The following is a 1,986-nucleotide window of genomic DNA, read 5'->3' as shown; positions in this document are numbered from 1 at the left end:
TACTAAGATCTTTGAAAGTTTGGAAGCAACAGCACGATACAATCCGATAGGATGTATCAAAACACTAGGTAATCAAAAACAAGCGATAATATTAATTATTGGTTTTTTTGACTCGTTAATTCAATTCAAATTGAGATTAATTAGTCAGGAATCCAAACACTTCATTTACAATGGAGAGTTTGATCCTGGCTCAGGATGAACGCTAGCGGCAGGCTTAATACATGCAAGTCGAGGGGCAGCGCGGTTGTAGCAATACAACTGGCGGCGACCGGCAAACGGGTGCGGAACACGTACGCAACTTACCCTTGTCTGGGGCATAGCCCGGGGAAACCCGGATTAACTCCCCATAAGATCATGGTGTGGCATCACACAGTGATTAAAACTCTGGTGGACAGGGATGGGCGTGCGGCTGATTAGGTAGTTGGTAGGGTAACGGCCTACCAAGCCTGCGATCAGTAACTGGTGTGAGAGCACGACCAGTCACACGGGCACTGAGACACGGGCCCGACTCCTACGGGAGGCAGCAGTAAGGAATATTGGTCAATGGACGCAAGTCTGAACCAGCCATGCCGCGTGGAGGATGAAGGCCCTCTGGGTTGTAAACTTCTTTTACAGGGGACGAAACACTCTTTTTCTAGAGAGCTTGACGGTACCCTGGGAATAAGCACCGGCTAACTCCGTGCCAGCAGCCGCGGTAATACGGAGGGTGCAAGCGTTATCCGGATTCACTGGGTTTAAAGGGTGCGTAGGCGGGCTTGTAAGTCCGTGGTGAAATCTCTGAGCTTAACTCGGAAACTGCCATGGATACTATGGGTCTTGAATACTCGGGAGGTGAGCGGAATATGTCATGTAGCGGTGAAATGCTTAGATATGACATAGAACACCAATTGCGAAGGCAGCTTGCTACAGAGTTATTGACGCTGAGGCACGAAAGCGTGGGGATCAAACAGGATTAGATACCCTGGTAGTCCACGCCCTAAACTATGGATACTCGACGTTGGCGATATGACTGTCAGCGTCTGAGCGAAAGCATTAAGTATCCCACCTGGGAAGTACGACCGCAAGGTTGAAACTCAAAGGAATTGGCGGGGGTCCGCACAAGCGGTGGAGCATGTGGTTTAATTCGATGATACGCGAGGAACCTTACCTGGGCTAGAATGCTAAGTGACCGTGGGTGAAAGCTCATTTTGTAGCAATACACACTTAGTAAGGTGCTGCATGGCTGTCGTCAGCTCGTGCCGTGAGGTGTTGGGTTAAGTCCCGCAACGAGCGCAACCCCCATCAGTAGTTGCCATCAGGTAACGCTGGGAACTCTACTGAAACTGCCGTCGTAAGACGCGAGGAAGGAGGGGATGATGTCAAGTCATCATGGCCTTTATGCCCAGGGCTACACACGTGCTACAATGGGAGGGACAAAGGGCTGCCACTTAGCGATAAGGCGCCAATCCCAAAAACCCTCTCTCAGTTCGGATCGCAGTCTGCAACTCGACTGCGTGAAGCTGGAATCGCTAGTAATCGTATATCAGCAATGATACGGTGAATACGTTCCCGGACCTTGCACACACCGCCCGTCAAGCCATGGAAGCCGGGGGGACCTGAAGTCGGTAACCGCAAGGAGCCGCCTAGGGTAAGACCGGTAACTGGGGCTAAGTCGTAACAAGGTAGCCGTATCGGAAGGTGCGGCTGGAATACCTCCTTTTTAGAGCGCTTAGCTTAGTTATCATGCAAATGATGTACTAACAAAATGATTACTGTTATAACGTGTTGCTGTTGTTTCCAAATACTTTCATTGTTTCTTTAAGTTCTTTTACACTTAAGTAACCCAAGAAGGGGATCACTTGCTGATCACTCGAAACGGGGCACCAGTTACAGATCCGTAGCTCAGCCTGGTTAGAGCACTACACTGATAATGTAGGGGTCAGCAGTTCAAATCTGCTCGGGTCTACTAGACAAGCATGAGGCTTTTGTCACTGGGGGATTAGCTCA

The 1,986-nt window shown here is 49.7% G+C and carries 2 tRNA genes and 1 rRNA gene (1 of these 3 only partly in view); all 3 read left to right on the top strand.

Features of this window, described 5'->3' with window-relative positions:
* The first annotated feature begins 167 nt into the window (after positions 1 to 167).
* Positions 168 to 1,699 (top strand): 16S ribosomal RNA (locus BUE76_RS02205).
* Positions 1,700 to 1,870: 171 nt separating this feature from the next.
* Positions 1,871 to 1,945: transfer RNA gene (locus BUE76_RS02200), tRNA-Ile, on the top strand.
* A 27-nt stretch (positions 1,946 to 1,972) separates the two neighbouring features.
* Positions 1,973 to 1,986: transfer RNA gene (locus BUE76_RS02195), tRNA-Ala, on the top strand; it runs 73 nt beyond the window's last position.

This window comes from Cnuella takakiae, from assembly GCF_001953305.1.
GTDB lineage: Bacteria > Bacteroidota > Bacteroidia > Chitinophagales > Chitinophagaceae > Flavisolibacter > Flavisolibacter takakiae.
This window is presented reverse-complemented; position numbering and strand designations above follow the sequence as displayed.